The organism is Chryseobacterium angstadtii (assembly GCF_001045465.1).
Lineage (GTDB): Bacteria > Bacteroidota > Bacteroidia > Flavobacteriales > Weeksellaceae > Chryseobacterium > Chryseobacterium angstadtii.
The window spans coordinates 137,574-158,317 of record NZ_LFND01000006.1 but is presented as its reverse complement, the minus strand read 5'-3'; the positions used below and the strand labels follow the sequence as shown (position 1 = coordinate 158,317).

Below are 20,744 nucleotides of genomic sequence, written 5' to 3'. Positions count from 1 at the left end.
AAATAAAGATAAATTTGATTTTTTACGTAAAATCCTTGTTTTATGAAAAATTATGATTTATTGTTTAGGGATTGGGTGATGGTTTTTTTGAAAAAATGAAGTAACTTTACATTCTCTTTTTTTAAAAAGTTAGAAACGTATATGTATTTAATTTTTGACACAGAAACCACCGGATTACCTAAGAATTTCAATGCTCCGCTTTCAGACTCAGACAACTGGCCAAGAATGGTTCAGATTGCATGGCAGATACATGATGATGATGGTAATTTAATAGAAAACCAGGATTATATTATAAAACCTGAAGGGTACGATATTCCCTTTAATGCAGCGAGGATTCACGGAATTACAACTAAAATCGCCAATGAAGAAGGACGGGATCTTCAGGAGATCCTGGAAGAGTTTTCAAAGGCACTGGACAGGGTAAGAATTGTTTCCGGACACAACGTAGAGTTCGATTATAATATCGTAGGAGCAGAATTTTATAGAAAAACCATAAAAGACAATCTTCAGGAAAAGCCCAGAGCCGATACCATGATTCTAGGGACAGACTACTGTAAGCTTGGCGGTGGAAGAGGAGGAAGATACAAATCTCCGAAACTTGAAGAACTGTACGAAAAATTGTACGGGCACAAATTTGATGAGGCCCACAATGCTGCTGCCGACGTAAATGCAACCGCCAGGGTATTCTTTGAAATGATGAGGATAGGAGTAATTCCTGCTGAAGTTTTAAAGGTGTCTGAAGATCAGCTGGCTTATTTTAAAACCCTCCACCCGGATCCGATAAAACCGTTTAATATTGTCATCCGGAGACAGGTAGCGGATTTTAATAATAAGAAAAAACAGACCGATTTCGGAAATATTGATGAAATTGATATAGGAAGCTATTTTAATTTCAATAGTCATAGTGTTTTTTCAACTCTGATGGCTACTTCCGGGATTAATGACCTTATCAAAAAAGCCTCTGATGATAATTTTCCTGCTGTGGGAATAGTAGATATCGGGAATATGATGGGGGCCTTTAAGTTCGTTTCCGCCGTGGAATCTGCTAATTCAGACCGTTCTAAAAAACATAAGGAATTCCTTGCCAACAAACAGGAAGCAGAAGAAAACGGAACAGAGTTTACAGAGCAGGAGCCGGTTTCCACACCGCTTATTCCGGTTGTAGGTTGTGAGTTTTATATCTCAGACCGTTACGAGCAAAAACAGTTTACAAAAGATGATCCGGACAGAAGAACCCAAATGGTGCTGCTGGCTAAAGATTTCAATGGTTATAAAAACCTGGCCAAACTGTCGAGTATAGGATTCTTAAAAGGATTCTACTTTGGAGTACCGAGGATCAGCAGAGAATTGATCGCTGAATACAAAGAAGGACTTATTGCCGTGACTTCCGGAATTTTGGGAGATATTCCGGACGCCATCCTGAATACGGGGGAACAGAAAGGGGAGGAACTATTTAAATGGTGGAAAGATACCTTCGGAGACGATTTTTATGTTCAGCTTCAGAATCATAAACTGCCTGAAGAAGAGCACCTGAATGAAGTTTTACTCTATCTGGCTGATAAATATAATACCAAGATCCTGGCTCAGAACGAGACCTTTTATACCCATAAAGATGATGCCAATATCCAGGATATTGTAAGCTGTATCAAAGATGGGGAAAAATTAACGACTCCTGTTGGAAAAGGCTTTGGGAAACGTAGAGGACTTACTACCGGAGAATACTACATAAAAAACAGTGACGAAATAAAGGAAGCATTTCTGGCTTATCCGGATGCTTTTGAGGCTTATGATGAATTTCTCGCGAAATTCAGTCCTTATACCTTAAAAAGAGATGTACTTCTTCCCAAATTTGATATTCCGGAAGAATTTATTCATGCAGAAGACGAAGCAGACGGAGGAAAAAGAGGGGAGATGGCTTATCTTACCCACTTAACCTATGAAGGAGCCAGAAAAAGATATGTGGATACCGGAATTACGGATGAAATAAAAGAACGTCTTGATTTTGAACTTGATGTAATTGCGAATACCGGTTATCCGGGATATTTCCTTATTGTACAGGATTTCTGCAACGAAGCCCGTAATATGGGAGTTTGGGTAGGTCCGGGAAGGGGTTCCGCAGCAGGTTCTGCTGTAGCCTATTGTATTGGAATTACCAATGTAGACCCAATTAAATACGACCTCCTTTTTGAGAGATTCCTGAATCCGGAAAGGATTTCGATGCCCGATATTGATATTGACTTTGATGATGAAGGTAGAGACAGGATTATCAAGTGGGTGATTGAAAAATACGGACAGAGCCAGGTAGCGCAGATCATTACGTACTCCGTTTTGGGGGGGAAATCTGCCATTAAAGATGCCGGAAGGGTTCTGGATGTCCCGATTCCCGATACCAACAATATCGCTAAACTGATTCCCCCAAGTCCGGGAATGAACATCGCCAAAGCTTTGGCAAAATACGATAAACTGAAGCCCGAAGAGCAAATGCTGGTAGATGAGATGAGGATGGTTCTCGATAACCCTGAGGATCCCCGTTTCGATGTATTGGCGAGTGCTAAAAAAATGGAAGGCTGTATCAGAAATACAGGAATTCATGCCTGCGGGGTAATTATTACGCCTGAGGATGTGAGTAACCTTGTACCGATCACCATTGCTGCAAAGGATGCTGATATTCTGGTTTCCCAGTTTGACAACTCCGTAGCGGAAAGTGCGGGGCTTCTGAAGATGGATTTCCTGGGGCTTAGAACCCTTACCATCATTAAAGATGCCATGAAACTGGTTAAGCAGAGACACAATATAGATCTTGATCCGGATGAAATTCCTCTGGATGATGTGAAAACTTACCAGTTATTTAAAGAGGGGAGAACCGTTGGGATTTTCCAGTATGAAAGTCCGGGGATGCAGAAATACATGAGAGAGCTGAAGCCTACGGTTTTTGCCGATCTTATTGCCATGAACGCGCTTTACCGCCCGGGACCTATTAAATATATCCCGAACTTTATCAACAGAAAGCACGGAATTGAAGAAATTGTTTACGATTTACCTGAAACCGAAGAATATTTAAAAGAAACTTACGGAATTACCGTATACCAGGAGCAGGTAATGCTTTTGTCCCAGAAACTTGCAGACTTTACCAAAGGTGAGGCCGATACATTGAGAAAAGCGATGGGTAAAAAGCAGATCGATGTTCTTAATAAAATGTATCCGAAATTCATTGAAGGTGGAAAGAAAAACAACCTCGATGAAGACCGTTTAAATAAAATCTGGAATGACTGGAAAGCCTTTGCGGAATATGCCTTCAACAAGTCTCACTCCACATGTTATGCGCTGATTGCCTATCATACGGCCTATTTAAAAGCCAATTTTCCGGCTGAATATATGGCGAGTGTGATGAGTAATAACATCAACAATACAGATTCTATCACCATGTTCATGGAAGATTGTAAAAGTATCGGGGTAGATGTTTTGGGGCCGGATGTTAATGAATCCCAGTATAAATTTTCAGTAAACGAAAAAGGTCAGATTCGTTTTGGTCTGGGGGCTATTAAAGGAATCGGAGAAGGGCCGAGTGAAGCGATAACCAGAGAAAGAGCCAATGGAAGGTTTAAAAATATTTACGATTTCTTTGAGCGTATACTGCCTTCTCAGATGAACAAGAGAGTGGCGGAAAGTTTAGTGTTGGCAGGAGCTTTTGACGAACTTGGTTCTTACCACAGAGGTCAGTATTTTGATATTGATATGGCTGGTAAAACGAATCTGGAAAGACTCATCAGATACGGACAGAGCTTCCAGGAAAGTAAAAACGAAATGGAGCATTCCCTCTTCGCAGATTTTGCCGATGAGGTACAGATAGAGCAGCCTAAGCTTCTTCCTTGCCCGGAATGGCCGAATATGCACAAGCTGAATAAAGAGAAGGAAATCATCGGATTCTATCTTTCCGCACATCCGCTGGACGAATTCAAATACCAGTTCCAGTTTATGCAGGGACAGCTTTCCAAAAAAAATGTACTGGAAAAAGAAGAGGAAGAAAAAGTGGTGACGGACAATGTTCCGGTTCTGGAGACGGATACTCAGGATGAAACAGTCGATCTTACCGAAATTGTTTCGGATGAAATGTCTATTGGTGAAGAAGAGATTGTAGAAGAAGTAGTGAAGAAAGCGGAACCGAAAGGAAATTTCCTCTTTTTAAATCTGGATGAGGTAGATGCTTATAAAGAACAGGCTTTTGCCAATAAACAGGAAGAATTGTTTGAAGAAAAGAAGAAAGACTGGAAAACACTTCAGAAAGAAAGAGAAAATGGCGGTGGCGGAAAAGAATATACGGTAGCAGGACTGATTACTGAATACAGGGTTCAGGATGGTTTCAGAAGTGGTGAAAAAGTAGCTTTTGTTACACTGGAAGATTATTCCGGATCCTATTCATTCAGGCTTGGAGACCGGGATTACATGAAATTGAAAGAAAAGCTTGAAGTTCAGAGATTTGTGATTTTTAAAATAAAATTTGCTCAGGTAAAAGACGGGAGGGTATTTGTGAATGTGAATGATGTCATTGAGCTTCAGGAGGCTTTTGAGCGTTTTGCGAAAAGTATTTCCCTGGTGATGGATGTCATGGATGTTCGTACGGAAGATCTGGAGTTTTTCAGAACTGTTCTCGACAGAAATAAAGGAAGCCAGAAGCTCAAATTCTTTATTAAGAATATTGAAGATGATTCCCATATAGAAGTACAGTCTATGAAACATTCTGTGGATCTGAACGGGGATCTCATTAAAGAGATTCAGCTCCTCAACAAATATGAGTTTTATCTGAATTAAAATTAAGATTATAAGAAACATTGAAGCGGCATTTTGTCGCTTTTTTTATTTTAAATAAATCGTTATTTGGTGAAAATTTTAAATAATTTTTTATGTTAAATAGAAATTTATCCACTCGGCGTGATTTTTATAAATAATTTAACTTGTTGATATTCAGTGGTTAATGTTGTTGTTTTTAATTGTGAATTTATATGCAATATTAAACAAGTATTTGATTTTGTTTAATAAAATTAATTATTATTGATTTGATATTTAATATTTTATGATAATTTTTGATATTTAGTGAAATATTTGTTTACATTTACCTCCCTAATTTTATTTTACTAAGTATGAAAAAAACTCTATTGTCGTGTTTGTTTTTTTTAATAGCGACACTCGTTAATGCCCAGGTGGTCTTGGGCGGAGGAACTACCCAGGGCGGATACATGCCCGTGGACGTAAATTATGGCTATAATTACAGCCAGCAAATTTTTGCCAAAACAGAGATTAATGCATCTGCAGCGGGAAATATTACAGGAGTGAAATTCTATCTCCCGAATAATGCAGATATTTCTAAAACTGTAGATTGGGTGGTTTACATTGGTCACACAACAAAAACAACCTTTAGCTCTAATACAGACTGGATCCCTTTGGCCAATATGACGCAGGTGTTTTCAGGGGCTGTAAATGTAGTGGGTAGCGAAGTTACTGTTAATTTCAGTTCACCTTTTGCTTATAACAATACAGATAACCTGGTGATAGCTGTAGACGAAAATACAGCAGACTTTACAGCCAGTAGTAACAGGTTCTATACTTATACAGGGCCTTCAAATTCTGGGATTGCTTACAGAAGTGATACGACGAATCCGGATCCTGCATCTCCTCCTTCGGGAACCAGAGGAACAATAAAGTCTATTACAGGATTATTGGGACTTAGCTCGGCTGCTATTCCGGCTTGTCCGGCTGTTACAGCTCCTGCTGCAAGTGCTACCAATGTAGCTGTTGCGCCTGCTATTACCTGGACAGCGTCCAACTATGCATCTTCTTACAAGTTGAGCATCGGAACAACTCCGGGTGGCACAGACGTCATGAATATGGTGGATGTAGGAAATGTAACAAGTTATACACCTGCCGGCTTCCTGAACTTTAATACACAATATTACTATACAGTTTATGCAGTGAATGTTTTAGGAACAAGTACAGGATGTGCAGAAAGAAGTTTTACAACTACTTCTACGTTAGCATGCCCTACTGTGAGTGCTCCTACATCTGCTGTTGTAGGGACTTCAACGAAACCTACATTTTCATGGGCTTCTGTAACAGGAGCTACGGGATATCGCCTGAGTATCGGAACTTCTGCCGGGGCTAACAATGTACTGGCTAATTTTGATTTAGGAAATATCTTACTTTATACTTTAACCACTGCACAGCAGCTTAACCCTTCCACACAATATTTCTATACCATAACGGCTTACAACGGAAATGTTGCTTCTACAGGATGTACAGAAAGAAACTTTACAACCAGTGCAGCGGTACCTCCTGCTAATGATGACTGTGCCAATGCAACATCATTAACTGTAAACCCTAGCTTGACATGTACTGCCACAACACCGGGCAATACACTGGGGGCAAGTTATTCTATGGCCGCTACCCCTTGTAGTGGTAACCCAGGAGACGATGTATGGTATAGCTTTACCGCTACAGCAAGCAGCCACCTTGTTACCTTATCTAATATAGTATCAACAGGGGTTAGCTCAGATACGGATATGTATTTCCAGGTTCTTGGAGGAAGCTGTGGCAATTTAACCAGCATTCTGTGTTCTGATGCAGATATCAATATGGTAACCGGACTTACTCCAGGACAGACGTATTATGTAAGAGTATACACATATTCATCCAATGCTAATACCAATGCCAGCTTTAATATCTGTATTTCTACTCCGCCGCCGCCGCCAGCTAATGACGAGTGCAGCAATGCTGTAACAGTAGCTGTAAATGCGGATATGAACTGTGGATCTGTGACTTCAGGAAATACTTCAGGAGCTACTAATTCTTCAGTGCCGGTAGGTACTTGTAGTGGTACTCCGGATGATGATGTATGGTATAAATTTGTAGCTACGGGAACTAAACATACCATCTGGTTGAAAAATGTAGTTTCTGTTGGAACTTCTGCATCTACTTCACTATATGCACAGGTATTTAGTGGTGCTTGCGGTACTTTAACCAGCACTACATGTATTACATCCAATACAACTTACACTGTTTTATCTAACCTGAATGCAGGAGACACTTATTATGTAAGAGTTTATAACTCCAATGCTAATTCAGGAGCTTCATTATATGCGAACTCATTTGATCTTTGTATCGGAACACTGCCAGCAGCACCAGCTAATGACGAATGTGCAAATGCTGTTCCTCTGACTGTAAATCCTGATATGAACTGTGGATCTGTGGCTGCAGGAACCACTTTAAGTGCTACCAACTCTTCAGTTCCGGTAGGTACATGTACAGGTAATCCTGATGATGATGTTTGGTATTCGTTTACTGCAACCGGTACTGCACATACGATCTGGTTGAAGAATGTAGTTTCTGTGGGAAGCAGCTCGTCTACAAGTCTGTATGCTCAGGTATTCACAGGAGGATGCGGAGCTTTGGTAAACAAGACATGCATCACTTCAAATACAAATTATACTTCACTTACAGGTCTTACAGCTGGAGAAACGTATTATGTAAGAGTTTATAACTCCAATGCCAATACCGCTACAACGGTTTATGCCAACACATTTAACATTTGTATTGGAACACTTCCGCCGCCGCCGGCTAATGATGACTGTGCTAATGCTACTTCATTAACTGTAAGTAACACCGGAACCTGTTCTTCTCCTGTAATCGGGTCTACTTTCAGTGCTACTCAAAGTACTGGAACTACACCAACTTGTGCTGCCAGCGGAATCAATGATGATGTTTGGTATTCATTTACAGCTGCAGCGGCTACTCAACTTGTAACTGTGAACTATACTGACAATGCTACGGCAACTCAGGTTTATTCAGGATCTTGCGGAAGCTTTACTGCCATTGCCTGTACAGATGGAGGATTTGGTAATTCAAATGTACTGTTGACTACTTTAACTGCAGGGCAGGTTTATTACGTAAGAGTATATTCTTCTTCAAGCACTGCAGCTACGGCTTCCTCTTTCAGTATTTGTGTGACAACACCTGTAGCTCCGGCTAACGACACTTGCGATACGGCAATAGCTATCCCTTGTGGCGGAACAGTGGAAGGCAACAATGCACTGGCTACCAATGAAACTTTACCAAGCAGCACTTGTGGAGGAACTACTACTACAGCAAGCTACAAAGGAGTATGGTATACTGTAAATGCTAAAGCTACAGGACCAATAACTGTAAGCGCGTGTGGAGCTGAGTTTGACAGCTATTTAAGAGTGTATTCCGGAAGTTGTGCAGCACTTACATGTGTAAGTAATAATTCAGGAGTTGGATTTGCTGACGGCGGATGTCCTGGTACCAATCTTAATGATTCATCTACATTAACATTCAACGCTACGGCAGGAACAACCTATTATGTATTACTGACAGGATATACTGCGGCAAGATTTGGAAAATATACCATTTCTGTAACGCAGGACTGTTCTACAATGGGTACTTCTGAAGTGAATAAAGAGGATAAACTTAAAGCATATCCTAATCCTTTTGCAGAGACCCTGACTATTTCAGACATCTCTAAAGTAAAATCAGTAGCGATTATTGATCTTTCAGGAAAATTAGTGAAAACCTTTGACAGCCCTTCTGCAACTCTTCAATTAGGAGACTTGAAACAAGGAATGTATCTGGTTACACTTCATATGAAAGATGGATCTAAGCAGATCATCAAAGCCATTAAAAAATAAAAACTTTTATTAACCTTCACTATAAAGAGACAGCAGCCGAAAGGCTGCTGTTTTATTATTACTGATTCGCAGGTGTTCTTTTTGGTTGAATTTTTCTGAAATAAAGCATTGAAATTTATTTCTATTTATGGGGAATTATTTTCTTTTTATTGGTTTTTATTATTATTGATGTTCATGTATTAATAAATGTTGTTTGTTATGTAAATTAAGGCTATATTTTTCTTTTTGTATTTTAAATTGATAAATATTGATATTTTTCAATCATTAATTTAAAATCTAACGAAATGAAAAAACTACTATTTTTTTTAACCATTCTGCCTGTTTTAATGTTCGGGCAATGGACGGAGAATTTCGATGGCGGAACTACACTTCCGACAGGATGGGCCGTTATTAACAACGGAGGACCAAATGGATGGGATATTCGTGTACCGCCAGATGCGGCACAATCAGGGACAAATGTAGCAGGGATTACCTATGATGATACAGCTCACAATGATTATTTAATTACAAAGGCAATTAATGTACAGGCAGGGATTAGTGATAGATTTTCTTTCTATGTTAAATCAGGATATTCAAGTTTCCTGGAAAATTATGAAGTACTGCTTTCAACAACAGACCAAACATCTGGTGCATTTACTGTTGTACTTCAGCCAACTGAAAAAGCGCCGGGTGTCTGGACAAAGAAAACAATCAGTTTATCCGCCTATGCAGGGCAAACTGTTTATGTAGCGATCCATGCAACAGATACAGACCAGTTTTATCTTTTTGCCGATACTTTTATAGTAGATTCGGTGCCTACAGCTGTACCTCCATGCACAACTATTAACACACCGGTGAACGGGGCAACCGGAGTACAGGCAGATGGTATCCTAAACTGGCAACACATTACTTCAGCCACTGGATATAAGGTTAGAGTTGGGACAACGAGCGGCGGAACTGATGTAGCCAATAATGTTGATGCAGGAGATGTAACAACCTATAATACACCTGGGATCTTAAATTCAAATACCACTTACTATGCAACGGTAATTCCATACAATGCATTTGGAGATGCGGCAGGATGTTCAGAAATTTCCTTTACCACAGCGGCAGTACCGGCTAATGATAATTGTGCTAATGCGGTTTCCTTATCAGTAAGCAGTACCGAAACCTGTACTAATTCTTTAAGTGGTACTACCGCCGGAGCCACTCAAAGTACAGAAACAGCACCAACCTGTAGCATAACCGGTATCAATGATGATGTCTGGTATTCATTTACGGCTACTGCAGCTACTCAGCTTGTGACTGTAAACTATACGGATAATGCTACAGCAACACAGGTTTATTCCGGATCTTGTGGAGCTTTGGCTACAGTTTCCTGCTCTTCAGGTGCCTATGGTAACTCTAATGTACTGCTGACAAACTTAACAGCCGGTCAGATGTACTATGTAAGAGTATATTCTTCATCAACTGCAGTCGCTATAGAATCAAATTTCAGTATTTGTGTGACAACACCTGTGGTTCCTGCTAACGATACCTGTGATACAGCAATAGCTATCCCTTGTGGTGGAATAGTAGAAGGGAATAATGCACTGGCTGCAGATGAAACTTTACCGAGCAGTACCTGTGGTGGTGCTGACACTACTGCAAGCTACAAAGGAGTATGGTATACCGTTACGGCACAAACTACAGGCGCAATAACAGTCAATGCATGTGGAACTGAATTTGACAGTTATCTGAGGGTATATTCGGGAGACTGTTCTTCACTTACCTGTGTAGGTAACACTTCGGGAGTTGGATATGCAGACAGTGGATGTACAAATAATCTTTATGATGCATCTACGTTAACATTCAATGCAACAGCGGGAACAACCTACTATGTATTATTAACAGGATATTCGGCAGAAAGATTTGGGAAATATTCAATTTCAATAACCCAGGATTGTACCACGATGGCCACAGCTGATATCAATAAAAAAGAAAACACTATTAAAGTGCATCCGAATCCTTTCACGGATATTCTGAATATTTCTGATGCATCCAAAGTCAAATCTGTGTCGGTTACCGATTCTGCAGGAAGGTGGATGAAAACAATTGATACACCTTCGTCATCTCTTTATCTGGGAGATTTAAAACAGGGAATGTATCTGATCACATTGCATATGAAAGACGGATCAGTACAAACGATTAAGACAATTAAAAGATAGATCTCAATAACCTATCATTTCATCAACAGCAGTCGAAAGGCTGCTGTTTTTTTGATTAAAATGAGTGTAATTATTTAGTAGGATAATTGAATGATCATTGCAGGTTGTACTATTTTATAAACAATTGATTGACTGGTCTTTTTTAAGTGAAATAGTTTTTTTATTAGTTTTTTTTTATTAAATTCGATTATACCATAAAAAATTATTATATGAAAAAGATTTTACTTGCGAATTTATTAACAATCAGTACATGTGTATTTGCCCAGACCTATTGTATACCTGAGTTTTCCAGCGGATGTGATGGAGGAGATATGATCAATAGCTTTCAGATTCCGGGAGCAGGTTTCAGCCATCTTGATACGGGATGTTCTCAGGCGGCATACGGAGATTATCTTTCCCAGACCATCAATTTAAACGCCGGAGTTAATTATTCCTTTTCCGTAACCCATGAGTATTCCGATCAGAATGTGAGAATCTGGATTGACTTTGATAATAACGGAACCTTTGATGACACAGCACCGGAGCTTGTTGCTGAAGCAAGCAGTACAGGATCGGATACTAATTCTGTGACCAATGGAAGCATAAGTATTCCTTCAACCATTACCCCCGGAACGTATAGAATAAGAGTAGGAGACCGCTTCTCAAGTCAGCCGGAGCCTTGTAATACGATGGGTTATGGAGAAGCCCACGATTATACTGTAGTTATTGGGGCCGTTCCAAGTTGTCTTGCACCCAATAATTTGTCTTCAAATACAATTACTTCAAACTCAGCGTCCATTTCTTGGGTGGCTCCCACAAGCACCGTTGGCGTAGGATATGAATACTATTATTCACCTGCCAATACATCACCTACAAGTACAACTGCAGCTTCAGGAAGCGTAAATGCATCCACTTTATCCGCGTCATTATCTTCTCTTACTCCTGCTACTACCTATTATGTATGGGTAAGATCTGTATGCAGCATTTCCGATAAAAGCGGATGGTCTTTAGAAACGTCTTTTACAACAGAATGTGCCACCATTGTGCCAACCACCACATATACTAATGATTTTTCAACATTCCCGGGTAGCTGCTGGGAGCAGGCCTCAGGAGGTGATCCTTCCACAGGGCCGGATGATACATTAGAACTATGGTATGAGGGAGATTTCCTGAACGCAGGAAATGATGATAATTCCGCCAAAGTAAATCTATATTTTACAGGTACCGCAGCATGGCTGAAAACAGTACCTTTCAACCTGTCTGCAGGAGGATATAGAGTGAAATTTGATTATGCAGTTACAGAATTTTTCGGAACCAGCGCATCCGCTATGGGATCTGATGATGTAGTTCAGTTCCTGGTTTCCGGTGACGGAGGAAGCACATGGACTGTTCTTCAGACATGGGATGCAGCCAATGCGCCAACCAATGCCTCTACAACCTATTCTTATAATTTAACGTCCTATACCGGAGCCAACACTGTATTTGCATTTTATGCGTCAGACGGAACTGTTAACGATCCTGAGGATTATGAGTTCTTTGTCGATAATTTTAAAGTGGAGTCAGCCTCTCTTTCCACATCAGAAGTTTCCAAAGCAAAAGCGGAAATTAAAGCATACCCGAATCCTTTCACAGAAGTGTTGAATATTTCAAAAGCTGATCTTGTGAAATCAGTTTCGGTTTCTGATGTTTCCGGAAGACTAGTGAAAACTATTGAAAACCCTTCATCAGCGTTACATTTGGGAGACTTGAAACAAGGGTTATATTTCGTTACTTTACATATGAAAGACGGCTCCAAACAGATGATAAAAGCCATCAAAAAATAAAAACCCAAATAACACATATTACAAAGAAAAAAGACGGCGCCAGCCGTCTTTTTTTATATCACTCATCATTCATCATTCATCACTCATTACTCATCACTTATTGGGCACCGGCTGAATTTCCCCTGTAGTCATATGCTCAAAAATAGTTGGGAAAAACAGGACCAATACAAAGTAAATAATAATCATAAGTACAATGAGAGAGAATAGGATGACGACCAGACTGTTCGGTCTATTTTTCTTTTGTGGTTCCATGATTTTTGTGGTATTTGGTTAATAGATGAATAGTTATACCCAATACTAAGCTAATTTCTTGCCACATTGTTTGCAGTACCTGGCATCATCATCTATATCTTCATTTCCACACTGGTCGCAGATCTTTTCCAGATTCTGTCTTTTGTTCCGCATTTCTGCCGTTACAATCCCTGTAGGAACCGCAATGATGGAATAACCGGCCAACATTAAAATAACAGCAAAAAACTTACCCATCGGGGTGATAGGAGAGACATCTCCATATCCTACAGTCGTTACAGTAACTACCGCCCAGTAAATAGACTGTGGAATGGTTTCAAAGCCGGGTCTTCCGCCTTCCACCATAAACATCAGAGACCCTACAATCACTGAAAAAATAATCAGAAACAAAAGGAAAATATAGATTTTTCTGGAACTGTTCTTTAATGCTCTTACGATGAGGTACCCGTCATTCATGAAATCCAGGAGATTGAAAATTCTGAAAATCCTAAGCATTCTCAACATTCTGAAGATAAGGAAATACTTGGTCACCGGAAAAAAGAAACTCAGATAGAAAGGGACAAGAGCCAGAAAATCAATGATGCCGAAAAAGCTGAAAATGTAATGTTTTTTATTTTTCACAACACTGATCCGCAGCCAGTATTCAATGGTGAAAAAGATGGAAATTACCCATTCCAGGATCAAAAAAGTAGTATGAAATCTTTTATCGAGCTGAGGAACACTTTCCATCATGATGATGGCTGTACTTATCAGAATCAGGGATAATAATGCAATGTCAAATAATTTTCCGAGTTTGGTATCGGCGCGGTAGATAACCCTGTAAAGAAACCTTTTCCAAAGCTTGTCTTCGGGAACAAGATTATGCTCTTTTTCCATTTTGAATGTTTTTTAAAATTAACAAATTATCGTTATTTTCGTAGCAAACATACAGAATAAAATGACAATAAGCGAAGTAATTTCAAAAATAGAGAACCGTATTCCATTGCAGCAGGCAGAAGATTTCGATAATGTAGGATTGCTCTGCGGAGTTCCGGATCGGAATGTAAGCGGAATATTGGTCTGCCATGATGCTCTGGAGAATGTTGTAGATGAGGCTGTTCAGAAAAACTGTAATCTGATTGTATGTTTTCATCCTATTATTTTTTCAGGATTAAAATCTTTAACCGGAAAGAATTATGTAGAGAAAGCTGTGTTAAAAGCCATTGAAAATAAAATCGCTATTTATGCCATCCATACAGCCTTCGATAATGACTTCTTTGGCGTTAATCACGGAATATGTAGCCAATTGGGACTAAAAGACATGAAAATCCTTCAGCCTAAGAAAAATAATTTAAAACAACTGACTGTTTTTGTCCCTAAAGAACAGTCGGAACAGGTGAAAGAAGCTCTTTTTTCCGCAGGAGCCGGGAATATTGGATTCTATGATGAATGCAGTTTTACACTCAACGGAAACGGTACTTTCAGACCGATGGAAGGCTCAAATCCATTTTCCGGGCAGCACAATGTACGTGAAAACGCAGATGAAGATATGATCTCTGTTATTTTTGAAGGTTACAAACAGGCGCGTATTATTTCTGCAATGAAAAGCGCACATCCTTATGAAGAAGTAGCCTATCAGATTTATCAATTAGACAATGAAAACCAGCACTCCGGATTGGGAATGTACGGTGAATTGGATGAGGAAATGGATGAGCAGGATTTTTTAAAACTGGTGAAAGAAAAATTCGGACTGGAAGTAATCAGACATTCCGGTTTTATTCAAAGAAAAATTAAAAGAGTAGGGGTTATTGGCGGATCCGGAGCCAGCGGAATCAAGGCTGCTTTATCCCGGAAATGTGATGCTTATCTTACTGGAGATATTAAATACCACGATTTTTTTCTGGCAGAATCTAAAATGCTGATCTGCGACATAGGCCATTATGAATCAGAACAATTTGTAACTCAACAATTATTTGAAATTTTATCACAAAAATTTAGTACATTTGCAATTTCAAAATCTATTGAAAAAACAAACCCAGTAAATTATTTCATTTAAATATGGCAAAAACCAACGATATTTCAGTTGAAGAAAAATTAAGAGCTTTATACGATTTGCAGATCATTGATTCAAGATTGGATGAAATCCGTAATACCAGAGGAGAATTGCCAATTGAAGTTGAAGATCTTGAAATTGAGATTGAAGGTCTTGAAAAAAGAGCTGAAAAATTTCATGCAGATATTAAAGATCAGGACGATCAGATCAAAACCAAACATGAAGTGATTAACCATGCGAAAACTTTAATTGAAAAATACAAATCTCAGCAGGATAATGTAAGAAACAATAAAGAGTTTGAAGCACTAGGTAAGGAAATAGAATTCCAGGATCTGGAAATACAGCTTGCTGAAAAGAGAATTAAAGAATTCGGAGCTAAAATTGCTCATAAAAATGAAACTTTAAGCGAACTTAACGATAAAATCGGCGATCTGAAAAACCACCTGAAATTCAAGAAAGAAGAGCTGGAAGGCCTTATTGCTGAAACTCAGAAAGAAGAAGAATACCTAATAGAGCAGTCTAAGGAATTTGCCGGTAAGATTGACGAGAGATTGCTTTCTTCTTATAACAGAATCAGAAAAAGCTCTATCAACGGACTAGCTGTTGTAGGATTAGAAAGAGGAGCTCCAAAAGGTTCATTCTTCACTATTCCGCCTCAAAAGCAGATGGAAATTGCTCAGAGAAAGAAAATCATTATTGATGAGCATTCCGGAAAAATTCTTGTAGATGACGAATTGGTAATGGAAGAAAATGACAAAATGAAATCCGTAATTAAATTCTAATTATCGATTGAAAAATAATAAAAAAGTGCTTCAGCAATGAAGCACTTTTTTTATGCTTAATCATGTAAATATTCAATAGGAACGAACTTTAGTCCATTTATCATTCATCCGTTGTCATTCATCATTTATCATACCATAAGTTCCCCCGCGGTTTAGTAGCCAAAACATAAAAAAAGCTGTTCCATTTTGAAACAGCTCATTGTATTTTTAATCGTGATGCTCGTACATTTTATTGTAGAGATCCATAAATTTCTCTTTAATCGCTTTTCTTTTCAGCTTTAAAGTAGGAGTCAGCAATCCTGAGTCGATAGACCAGATTTCCGGAGTAAGTTCAATCTTTTTGATCTTTTCCCAATTCCCCAGATGCTCATTGATGCCGTCGATTTCTTTTTCAATTCTCTCCTTTAGTTCAGGGCTTTTTGCAATTTCTGCAGGATTGGAACCAATATTCAGGTTGTTTCTCATGGCCCAGTTTTTAGCGAATTCAAAGTCAGGCTGAACCAATGCGCACGGCATTTTTTCACCATCGCCCACCACCATAATCTGTTCGATGAATTTTGAAGCTTTTGCTTGGTTTTCAATGGTTTGAGGGGCAATGTATTTTCCTCCGGAGGTTTTGAACATTTCTTTTTTACGATCGGTAATCTGAAGGAATCCCTCACTGTCTATATGTCCGATATCTCCCGTTTTAAAATAGCCGTCCTCTGTAAAAGCTTCTTTGGTCATATCTTCAGCTTTGAAATAGCCTTTGAAAATAGAAGGTCCTTTTACGGTAATTTCTCCATCTTCCTGAATCTTCACCTGTAAGTTATCCAATGGAATTCCTACGGTTCCTACTTTCATTTTTTCAAAACTGTTTACAGAAATTACCGGAGAGGTTTCCGTTAATCCATAACCTTCAAGAATAGGGATTCCGGCATTCTGGAACATCATATTTAATCTTGTAGACAATGCTGCAGAACCGGAAACCAGTGTGACGATTTCGCCGCCCAGACCTTCTCTCCATTTAGAGAAAACCAGCTTGTCTGCAATGATTTCCTGTAATCCGGAAGGTTTTCCGATCACTTTCTTTTTACTGATTAAATTGAGAGCCCAGAAAAATATTTTAGATTTCAGGCCGCCTGCAGACGAACCTGTATTGTAGATTTTATCATATACTTTTTCCACCAGTCGTGGTACCACAGTCATATAATGAGGCTTCACTTCTTTAATGTTTTCGCCCATTTTATCAATACTTTCGGCGAAATAGATAGAAAATCCATTGTACTGATACAGATAGAAAAGCATTCTTTCGAAAATATGACAGATCGGAAGGAAACTCAAAGCTCTGGAATCTTTGTAATCAAGACTTTTCCTTTTCGGAATCCTCGGAATTGAACCCAGAACATTGGAAACAATATTGTGGTGGGTAAGCATTACCCCTTTCGGTCTTCCCGTAGTTCCTGATGTATAAATGATAGTAGCAAGATCCTCAGAATTGATCGCATTGGACAAATCCTCCACTTCAATTTGGGTAGAATCATCTTCCCCTAGATCAAGAATTTCTCTCCAGTTGGCTGCTCCGCTTATGGTATCGAAAGTAAATACACCTTGTAAAGAAGGAATATTATGCTTTACCTTCATTACTTTAGTGAGCAGTTCCTTATCAGATACAAAACAATACTGAATTTCCGCATTATTAAAGATGAATTCATAATCTTCCGCAGAAATACTTGGATAAACAGGAACGGAAACTACCCCGATCTGAGACAGTCCAAAATCCATAACAGCCCATTCCGTACGGGAATTGGTGGTAATCAGAGCAATTTTGTCTCCGGGTTTGATACCCAGTTTCAGTAGTCCTCTGGATATTTTATTTCCCTGATTGATAAACTCTAACGTTGAAGTTTTTTTCCATTCGCCCTGGTATTTTGTCACAAACATATCCGTTTTAGGAAACTTTTCTAAAGCGTAATGGGGTATATCGAATAATCTTTTGATTGTCATGATTTTTTAAGCAATTTTTAAAGAATTTTAAATATAAGCATTTTTTTTAATTGTAGTAATCAGAATTTACTAATTGAAAATTAATTGAATGCCTGCCATAATATCCGGCCATTTTCAGTAATAATACCCCAAAAATATGAAACGATTCACTGCTAACTTCTAGCTTCTAATTTCTAACTTCTAATTCTATTTTCAGATTTCGTTAAAAAGTGTAAATTTACGGCTATCTAATTATTATTTTTTATGGACTTTAATTTATCGGAAGAACAGCTGATGATTCAGCAGGCTGCAAGAGATTTTGCACAAAATGAACTATTACCTGAAGTTATCGAGAGAGACCGTGATCAGAAATTCCCAACAGAGCAAGTAAAGAAAATGGGAGAAATGGGCCTTTTGGGGATGATGGTAGATCCTAAGTACGGTGGTGCCGGTATGGACAGTGTTTCTTACGTTTTGGCAATGGAGGAGATCGCAAAAATTGATGCTTCTGCAGCGGTTGTAATGTCTGTAAACAACTCATTGGTATGTGCAGGTCTGGAAAAATTCGCTTCCGAAGAACAGAAAGTGAAATACCTTACTCCTCTTGCCAGCGGAAAAGTGATCGGGGCATTTGCATTATCCGAGCCTGAAGCAGGTTCTGATGCTACATCCCAGAAAACAACAGCAGAAGACAAAGGAGACTACTACCTTTTAAACGGGATCAAGAACTGGATTACCAATGGAGGAACAGCTTCTTATTATATTGTAATTGCACAGACGGATCCTGAGAAAAAGCATAAAGGAATCAATGCTTTCATCGTAGAAAGAGGTTGGGAAGGTTTTGAAGTTGGAGTAAAAGAAGATAAATTGGGAATCAGAGGAAGTGATACGCACTCTTTGATCTTCAATAACGTAAAAGTACCGAAAGAAAACAGAATCGGGGAAGACGGTTTCGGATTTAATTTTGCAATGGCAGTATTGAACGGAGGAAGAATCGGAATTGCTTCTCAGGCTTTAGGAATTGCTTCAGGTGCTTATGAATTGGCTTTAAAATATGCTAAAACAAGAAAAGCTTTCAAAACTGAAATCATCAACCACCAGGCTATTGCATTCAAATTAGCAGATATGGCTACGCAAATCACGGCGGCAAGAATGTTGTGTTTCAAAGCAGCATGCGAGAAAGATGCAGGTAAAGATATCTCTGAAAGCGGTGCTATGGCAAAATTATATGCTTCTCAGGTAGCAATGGACACTACTATTGAAGCCGTACAGATTCACGGTGGATATGGATATGTGAAAGAATACCATGTAGAAAGATTAATGAGAGATGCAAAAATCACACAGATTTACGAAGGAACTTCCGAGATCCAGAAAATTGTGATTTCCCGAAGCATCGCAAAATAATATAAATCTAAAACACACTGCTTATGAAAAAATCTTTGTGGATCACCTTAGGAGTGGTTCTTCTTCTGGTGGGCGTTTTTGTATGGTACAAATACTATTTCGTCTTTGGAGAAGGAGTAAAATCAGGGTATCTGAATTATGCCATGAAAAAAGGCTATGTTTTCAAAACCTATGAAGGAAAACTAATCCAGGAAGGTTTTGGAAGAGGAAAAACGGGGACCGTAACGAGCTACGAATTTGAATTTTCTGTAGAAGATCCTGAAATTTTTAAACAACTGGAAACCAACAGCGGTAAAACTTTTGATCTTCATTACAAAGAATACAACGGAGCACTTCCCTGGAGAGGAAATACAAAGTTTATTGTAGACAAAGTAGTGAACATGAAATAACGGAAGGCTCCCGATTGGGAGCCTTTCCATTTACAAACCACTTACTTTAATAATATACGAGCGCTCATTCAAGCGATATTATTTCATTTCTTATTTCTATAAATATAAGAAGAAGTAATGATTTAAATTTTTCATATTCATTAAAAAAATATTAAAAAATATGCTTTTGATGAATCCTGTGTTATTGAGGGTGATCATCGGTTGTTTTTTTACTTTTCTTCTTGTAGAAATAGTATCCGATTCCTGCAATCAGAAACAACGGCCATAAGGGAAGAAGAAACAATAAAGTGGCTGTAATCACGCTCCAGCCTGATGAAACCGCAGCCAATGATTTCTCGCCGAAAGTTTTAGGTTCTTTTTCATAATCCGATGTGTCGGTAAGAGTCACGGTGATATTGCATAACGTATTATCTTCATAACTGTTTCCGGAAACCTGTATGTTTTTACTCTCTGTCTGGCCAATTCCGCTAAGATCATTCATTAAACTGTCGAAATTTCTGATAGGAACTTTAATCTCAAGAGCATACATTTTCTGGGTATTTTCGGTATACGAAGATTCTTTTCTGACAGGCTCAGCCGTAACATAGGAAAGTTCTTCACTTTTTACATACCCGTTATTTCTCAGGGTTTCTTCTCTTACCAGTTCTTTTACGGTATCTGTATTGTCGGCTTTTATAGAGAGATTGCCCGTTTTTACCAATCTGTTTTTAAGCTCATAACCATCGTTTTTAGGTTTTTCTTTGTAAACGATTTTGGTTTCTTTAACCACTTTTGGAGCCTGTACATTCACCACCACTTTTTCAGTCTTCTTTTCAGCAGAATCCTTTTTTTCAATCTTCGATTCCAGTTTTGTAGAAGCAATTTTATCTGATAAAGAATCTACGATTTTGGATGTGTTTTCTATTTTTTGCTGAATTTCTCCTTTTGTATCTTCGAAATCTTTTACTCTGATACTGGCTGAATCCAGAACCCTGTCTGCGGCATGGCTGATAGAGTTTACCGTTTCATTCACGGCAGCCGCTGTACTGTCTGCAGCATGTAATGTATTTTCAATCTTGGAATGGGCAGCTTCCCCCTTTTTACACATGATAAAAGTACCTGATACTGCTAACACTAATATGAACTTTTTCATAACATTATTTTTTGATGAAGTAAAATTAGCAGGGAGGGAAAAGATATTTTTGTAAATGAAAAGTATAGTTCTGGTAAATTGTAAAGTGATAAAAATGAAGGGTTTGT

Annotated in this window: 11 protein-coding genes; 8 read left to right on the top strand and 3 right to left on the bottom strand. The window is 38.7% G+C overall.

Annotated elements, in window-relative coordinates; translation table 11 throughout:
* Window positions 1-141 precede the first annotated feature (141 nt).
* From dnaE to ACM46_RS17360, 4 genes are all read left to right on the top strand, one after another.
* A complete protein-coding gene (dnaE, locus tag ACM46_RS17375; RefSeq protein ID WP_048507964.1) occupies window positions 142-4,809 on the top strand; it encodes a DNA polymerase III subunit alpha in 4,668 nt (1,555 codons plus the stop codon).
* Between the two features lie 329 nt (window positions 4,810-5,138).
* Window positions 5,139-8,696 carry a T9SS type A sorting domain-containing protein gene (locus tag ACM46_RS17370; RefSeq protein WP_083997446.1) on the top strand — a complete coding sequence of 1,186 codons (3,558 nt, stop codon included), beginning with the start codon at window positions 5,139-5,141 and terminating at the stop codon, window positions 8,694-8,696.
* Window positions 8,697-8,980: 284 nt separating this feature from the next.
* Window positions 8,981-10,882 carry a T9SS-dependent choice-of-anchor J family protein gene (locus tag ACM46_RS17365; RefSeq protein ID WP_048507962.1) on the top strand — a complete coding sequence of 634 codons (1,902 nt, stop codon included), beginning with the start codon at window positions 8,981-8,983 and terminating at the stop codon, window positions 10,880-10,882.
* Between the two features lie 209 nt (window positions 10,883-11,091).
* A complete protein-coding gene (locus ACM46_RS17360; RefSeq protein ID WP_048507961.1) occupies window positions 11,092-12,684 on the top strand; it encodes a GEVED domain-containing protein in 1,593 nt (530 codons plus the stop codon).
* A 297-nt stretch (window positions 12,685-12,981) separates the two neighbouring features.
* On the opposite strand, the gene ACM46_RS17355 is transcribed toward ACM46_RS17360, so the two are convergent.
* Window positions 12,982-13,809: an ion transporter gene (locus ACM46_RS17355; protein ID WP_048507960.1), complete on the bottom strand. Its 828-nt coding sequence runs from the start codon at window positions 13,807-13,809 to the stop codon at window positions 12,982-12,984.
* Window positions 13,810-13,870: 61 nt separating this feature from the next.
* Between ACM46_RS17355 and ACM46_RS17350 the strand changes: the two genes are divergently transcribed.
* Both ACM46_RS17350 and ACM46_RS17345 read left to right on the top strand, forming a co-directional pair.
* Window positions 13,871-14,968, top strand: coding sequence for a Nif3-like dinuclear metal center hexameric protein (locus ACM46_RS17350; protein ID WP_048507959.1), 1,098 nt, complete (start codon window positions 13,871-13,873; stop codon window positions 14,966-14,968).
* Between the two features lie 2 nt (window positions 14,969-14,970).
* Window positions 14,971-15,747 (top strand): zinc ribbon domain-containing protein, encoded by a 777-nt coding sequence (locus ACM46_RS17345; protein WP_048507958.1) that lies wholly within the window; start codon window positions 14,971-14,973, stop codon window positions 15,745-15,747.
* A 207-nt stretch (window positions 15,748-15,954) separates the two neighbouring features.
* Here the strand turns inward: ACM46_RS17345 and ACM46_RS17340 are convergent, their stop codons facing one another.
* On the bottom strand, window positions 15,955-17,733 hold the full coding sequence (locus ACM46_RS17340; RefSeq protein WP_048507957.1) for an AMP-dependent synthetase/ligase: 1,779 nt from the start codon (window positions 17,731-17,733) through the stop codon (window positions 15,955-15,957).
* A gap of 243 nt (window positions 17,734-17,976) precedes the next feature.
* Between ACM46_RS17340 and ACM46_RS17335 the strand changes: the two genes are divergently transcribed.
* Window positions 17,977-19,116 (top strand): acyl-CoA dehydrogenase, encoded by a 1,140-nt coding sequence (locus ACM46_RS17335; RefSeq protein ID WP_048507956.1) that lies wholly within the window; start codon window positions 17,977-17,979, stop codon window positions 19,114-19,116.
* Between the two features lie 23 nt (window positions 19,117-19,139).
* Window positions 19,140-19,505, top strand: coding sequence for a hypothetical protein (locus ACM46_RS17330; protein WP_048507955.1), 366 nt, complete (start codon window positions 19,140-19,142; stop codon window positions 19,503-19,505).
* A 181-nt stretch (window positions 19,506-19,686) separates the two neighbouring features.
* Here the strand turns inward: ACM46_RS17330 and ACM46_RS17325 are convergent, their stop codons facing one another.
* Window positions 19,687-20,637 carry a DUF4349 domain-containing protein gene (locus ACM46_RS17325; protein WP_048507954.1) on the bottom strand — a complete coding sequence of 317 codons (951 nt, stop codon included), beginning with the start codon at window positions 20,635-20,637 and terminating at the stop codon, window positions 19,687-19,689.
* Window positions 20,638-20,744 lie beyond the last annotated feature (107 nt).

What these genes read in the sequence shown, in the direction of transcription:
- dnaE (WP_048507964.1), top strand. Translation starts at nt 142, where the DNA reads ATGTATTTAATTTTTGACACAGAAACCACCGGATTACCTAAGAATTTC.
- ACM46_RS17370 (WP_083997446.1), top strand. Translation starts at nt 5,139, where the DNA reads ATGAAAAAAACTCTATTGTCGTGTTTGTTTTTTTTAATAGCGACACTC.
- ACM46_RS17365 (WP_048507962.1), top strand. Translation starts at nt 8,981, where the DNA reads ATGAAAAAACTACTATTTTTTTTAACCATTCTGCCTGTTTTAATGTTC.
- ACM46_RS17360 (WP_048507961.1), top strand. Translation starts at nt 11,092, where the DNA reads ATGAAAAAGATTTTACTTGCGAATTTATTAACAATCAGTACATGTGTA.
- ACM46_RS17355 (WP_048507960.1), bottom strand. Translation starts at nt 13,809, where the DNA reads ATGGAAAAAGAGCATAATCTTGTTCCCGAAGACAAGCTTTGGAAAAGG.
- ACM46_RS17350 (WP_048507959.1), top strand. Translation starts at nt 13,871, where the DNA reads ATGACAATAAGCGAAGTAATTTCAAAAATAGAGAACCGTATTCCATTG.
- ACM46_RS17345 (WP_048507958.1), top strand. Translation starts at nt 14,971, where the DNA reads ATGGCAAAAACCAACGATATTTCAGTTGAAGAAAAATTAAGAGCTTTA.
- ACM46_RS17340 (WP_048507957.1), bottom strand. Translation starts at nt 17,733, where the DNA reads ATGACAATCAAAAGATTATTCGATATACCCCATTACGCTTTAGAAAAG.
- ACM46_RS17335 (WP_048507956.1), top strand. Translation starts at nt 17,977, where the DNA reads ATGGACTTTAATTTATCGGAAGAACAGCTGATGATTCAGCAGGCTGCA.
- ACM46_RS17330 (WP_048507955.1), top strand. Translation starts at nt 19,140, where the DNA reads ATGAAAAAATCTTTGTGGATCACCTTAGGAGTGGTTCTTCTTCTGGTG.
- ACM46_RS17325 (WP_048507954.1), bottom strand. Translation starts at nt 20,637, where the DNA reads ATGAAAAAGTTCATATTAGTGTTAGCAGTATCAGGTACTTTTATCATG.